Origin of the sequence: Anaerotignum sp. (assembly GCF_045122575.1) — a bacterium.
GTDB lineage: Bacteria > Bacillota > Clostridia > Lachnospirales > Anaerotignaceae > Anaerotignum_A.
In genome coordinates this window covers 1-3,927 of sequence record NZ_JBGVHV010000165.1, presented here as the reverse complement: position 1 = coordinate 3,927, position 3,927 = coordinate 1, and the positions used below count along the sequence as shown (strand labels likewise).

Genomic DNA, 3,927 nt, shown 5'->3' with positions numbered 1-3,927 from the left:
GCGAGGATACCTCTTTTTTCTGTCATTATTTTTTCTGTTATTATTCTGTAGGAACGGTAAAACCATGTTCTGCGAAATACTTCGCTGCGCCTTTATGGAAAGGAACCGTGATCCCTGTTGTGCCATTTTCCACGCTCATATCAATGGCTCTTGCCAGAACAGCAGAAACATTTTCCACGTTATCATAGATCCCTGCTGTCAGGTGATATACCTCTTCTTCTGTCATATCTGCAGAAACGATCATAGCTGCCTGAACGGATACAGTTGTAACGTCGTAATCCAGACCTGTATATGTACCGCTGAGGATCACATGTTTATTATAGTAAGGATACCACTGCTGCAGTTCTTCCACCTTTTCACTGTCGATATTCACCAGATGCACCTGTTCGGCAGCGATCAGATCTTCCACCACATTCGTAGGTGCACCGGAAAGGATGAATGCCGCATCGATTTCTCCTGCCTTCATTGCTTCCACAGAATCACTGAAGGACATGCTCACTGTCTGAATATCTTCTCCGGTTCTCAGGCCGTAAACATCCAGAATATTCATGGCATTGATCACAACGCCGGAATTGTCTTCGCCGACAGAAACAGTTTTGCCTCGCAGGTCTTCCACAGTCTGGATCGTTTCATCCAGCGTCACGATCTGCAGAGCTTCTTCGTACAGGCCGCCAATGGCACGGAAAGATTTCACTTCGCCGCTTTTTGCAAAGGGAACCAGCCCATTCCATGCATGAGCCATCACATCGGCCTGTGCCATCCCCAGATAATAGAGACCTTCATCGATCCCGATGATATTTTCCACGGAGCCATCTGTGGAAATAACGTCAATATCCACGCCTGCCGCATCACTCATGTGGGTAGCCAGCAGATTGCCGAAAGCGTAGTAGGAACCCGCGCTGTCGCCGGAACCCATGTTCAGGATCTTCTGCGCAGGAACTGCTTCCGCTTTCTTTTCTGCATCAGAAGCGCCACAGGCGGAAACGCCAAATGCCATCACTGCCGCCAGCAGCAGTGCGTAAATTCTTTTTTTCATAATCCATACCCCTCTTTTGTTTCAGAAACAATCATACTTATGAACATTATACATAATTTTACAAAGTCTTTCAATCTTATTTTCCCGTCATTTCCTTTTTCACCCCCTTCTTTTTTCCGCAAATTATTTATATCAAAATGCAATATATATTTGACATTTAGAAAGATATGTTGTATAACTAAATTACAGAGAGGAAATCCGGACCCTCTCTGACAGATCTGGAAAAATATACACTTGGGGAAGTGATGACTTGAAGAATTTGAAACTGAAGGCGGCCCGCGCTGCCAAAGACCTCTCTCAGGAAGAACTGGCTCAGGCAGTCGGTGCTACAAGGCAGACCATCGGCATGATCGAAGCAGGGAAATATAACCCTACCCTGAACCTCTGCATCGCCATCTGCAAAGCACTGGACAAAACGCTGGACGAATTATTCTGGGAAGAAAATGAAAACGAACAAAATAAGGAGGAGTCTTTATGACAAATTTTGTGGATGAAAGAGTATTGCAGGCAAGACGGAAGATCGCCTCTGAAATGATGTATCTGATGTATTATTTCATCGTCATTGCCTTTTGCGTCAAGGTATTGGGATTTGGTAAGGGGCTGGAGGACTGCATCACCGAATTCATCATCATGGTGAGTATCCCCATCTATCAAAACATCCGTGCCAGACAGATGAAGGTTGTGCTGAATGATTTCAGCAGAAAAGCCTCCAAAGTCTCTACCGTTTCCAGCATCCTTGCGGCTGTTGGGATAATGGCATTTTTCATGTGGCGCACAGAAGGCAGGATCGATCCCGAAGAAATCATCAGCTATGCCGCATCTTTTGCTGCAATGTTTATTCTGGTGCGCTATGGGTTCACTTATATGGAAAAAAGAAGAGCCAAAAAGCTGGAAGAAGAATATGAGGAGGACTGATTCTGTCCATATCAGAAAAACAGAATTGCGCCCCGAAAAAATTTTCAAAAAAATGCAACTTTTCCTTGCAAATCAAGGCTTTTTATGATATTCTCTCTTAGTGTCCTGCAGTATGCAGTTGATACCAGTAGATATAATCCTTGCTCTCCTACAAGAGAGGAGGGCCATTAGTCCAAAAGGAGGTGTAACCCACATGAACAAATACGAATTGGCGCTGGTTTTAAGTCCCGCACTGGACGAAGAAGGCAGAGCAGCAGAAGTAGCTAAAGTACAGGCTACACTGGAAAGATTCGGTGCAAAAATCGAAAAAGTTGATGACTGGGGCAAAAGAAAACTCGCTTACGAAATCGCGAAAGTAAACGAAGGTTTCTACAGCTTCACAACATTCGAAGCACCCGCTTCTGCTCCCGCAGAAATCGAAGCTCGTATGCGTATTATGGAAAACGTTCTGCGTTACCTGATCATCCGTAAAGAAGCTTAATCAGCTGAATAAGGAGGTAACTCTATGAACAAAGTGATCTTAATGGGCCGACTGGTAAGAGACCCCGAAGTGAGATATTCTCAGGGGAACGAACCTCTTGCTGTTGCCAGATACACTTTGGCGGTAAACCGCCGTTTCAAACGCCAGGGCGAGCAAGACGCTGACTTTATTGGCTGCGTAGCATTCGGTAAAGCCGGTGAATTTGCGGAAAAATACTTCAAGAAAGGTCAGATGGTCAGTGTTATCGGCCGACTGCAGGTTCGCAGCTGGGATGATAACGAAGGCAAAAAACGCTGGAGTACAGATGTAGTTGTCGAAGAACAGTACTTTGCGGAAAGCAAGTCTTCCTTCGAAAGCCACAGAGAAGCAACCCCTGTTGCGACTCCCAAGCAGACAGCCCCTTCCGATGGTTTCTATCCTATCGATGAATCTATCGAAGATGACGATCTCCCCTTCTAATTCGAATCTAATAAGGAGGACTTGGAATCATGATTAGAAAACGTGGTCGTAGAAAAAAACGCGTTTGCCAGTGCTGTGCTGACAAAGTAACAACAGTTGATTACAAAGATATCAGCAAACTGAGAAGATATGTTTCTGAAAGAGGCAAAATCCTGCCCAGAAGAATCACAGGCAACTGTGCAAAACACCAGAGAGCGCTGACAACAGCAATCAAAAGAGCAAGACACGTATCCCTGATGCCCTACACACAGGACTAATTCAGAGATATTCAAAGGACGGTATGAATACCGTCCTTTTTTATGTTCCATATTTTATTTGATACTTATCTCGTGGGTGGCTACAGGCTGCATTTCGTAGCGGGTCAGTTTCACTGCAATATATTTTCCATCCCGTTCCATATAATCACGGAAGCCCCGTTCTGCCAATTTTTCAGCAGCAGGAGGTTCATCGAAGCTTTCAAAGCGAATCTCATAATAAGGATAAGGCGCAACACCTGCTACTTCCCATGGCGCATCGCAACGCACACCTGCACCGGAGCCGTATGCGGCCAGCCCCCATTCTTCCACATAGCCTTCCGGCTGTTCGGCAAAGGCAAGGGCTGTGATATAGTCATTTTCAGCAGAATACAGAATCACGATATCCGTGCAGTAGACCCGTTCCTGATATAAAATCTCTTCCTCGTCTTCTTTATAAAATGCAATGCCGTCTTCCACGGTTTCAAAATACCGCAGCTGCGGGTCATCCGCCGTCTCCACCTCCGCCTGTCCGCAGGCAGTCAGTCCCAGCAAAAGGCAGAGCAATAATCCAAACTTTTTCATAAACTATCCCTCCTTTTTTCCAGAATAGCACAGGGAAAAGAAAAAGGATACCCATTATGAGTATCCTTAAGAAATTCTTATGATTTTAAAACAATGTACAGATCTCGCTTTCCTTAAACACTTTAAAGAACGGCTGTCCTTCCACCTTTCCATGCTCGATCAGGTCGTACATATGGTCAAAGCTCTGCTCCTGTTCTGCCTTCCAGAGGGAAACATAC

7 protein-coding genes are annotated in these 3,927 nt (G+C 45.2%); 5 read left to right on the top strand and 2 right to left on the bottom strand.

Annotation, left to right across the window (positions count from 1 at the left end):
* Nucleotides 1-40 precede the first annotated feature (40 nt).
* On the bottom strand, nucleotides 41-1,036 hold the full coding sequence (locus ACJMLT_RS08265; RefSeq protein WP_405729299.1) for a TAXI family TRAP transporter solute-binding subunit: 996 nt from the start codon (nucleotides 1,034-1,036) through the stop codon (nucleotides 41-43).
* Nucleotides 1,037-1,286: 250 nt separating this feature from the next.
* On the opposite strand from ACJMLT_RS08265, the gene ACJMLT_RS08260 reads away from it, so the two are divergent.
* The 5 genes from ACJMLT_RS08260 (at nucleotide 1,287) to rpsR (ending at nucleotide 3,148) form a co-directional block, all read left to right on the top strand.
* Nucleotides 1,287-1,514, top strand: coding sequence for a helix-turn-helix transcriptional regulator (locus ACJMLT_RS08260; protein WP_405729296.1), 228 nt, complete (start codon nucleotides 1,287-1,289; stop codon nucleotides 1,512-1,514).
* Nucleotides 1,511-1,951, top strand: coding sequence for a DUF6773 family protein (locus tag ACJMLT_RS08255; RefSeq protein WP_405729293.1), 441 nt, complete (start codon nucleotides 1,511-1,513; stop codon nucleotides 1,949-1,951). Before ACJMLT_RS08260 ends, ACJMLT_RS08255 begins: the two co-directional genes overlap by 4 nt.
* Before the next feature lie 193 nt (nucleotides 1,952-2,144).
* On the top strand, nucleotides 2,145-2,432 hold the full coding sequence (gene rpsF, locus ACJMLT_RS08250) for a 30S ribosomal protein S6 (RefSeq protein ID WP_405729290.1): 288 nt from the start codon (nucleotides 2,145-2,147) through the stop codon (nucleotides 2,430-2,432).
* A gap of 24 nt (nucleotides 2,433-2,456) precedes the next feature.
* Nucleotides 2,457-2,891 (top strand): single-stranded DNA-binding protein, encoded by a 435-nt coding sequence (locus ACJMLT_RS08245; protein ID WP_405729287.1) that lies wholly within the window; start codon nucleotides 2,457-2,459, stop codon nucleotides 2,889-2,891.
* A 29-nt stretch (nucleotides 2,892-2,920) separates the two neighbouring features.
* Nucleotides 2,921-3,148 carry a 30S ribosomal protein S18 gene (gene rpsR, locus ACJMLT_RS08240; protein ID WP_016406867.1) on the top strand — a complete coding sequence of 76 codons (228 nt, stop codon included), beginning with the start codon at nucleotides 2,921-2,923 and terminating at the stop codon, nucleotides 3,146-3,148.
* 54 nt (nucleotides 3,149-3,202) lie between these two features.
* On the opposite strand, the gene ACJMLT_RS08235 is transcribed toward rpsR, so the two are convergent.
* The gene (locus ACJMLT_RS08235) at nucleotides 3,203-3,709 is read right to left on the bottom strand and encodes a hypothetical protein (protein ID WP_405729284.1); all 507 of its coding nucleotides are present in this window, start codon (nucleotides 3,707-3,709) and stop codon (nucleotides 3,203-3,205) included.
* Between the last annotated feature and the right edge of the window lie 218 nt (nucleotides 3,710-3,927).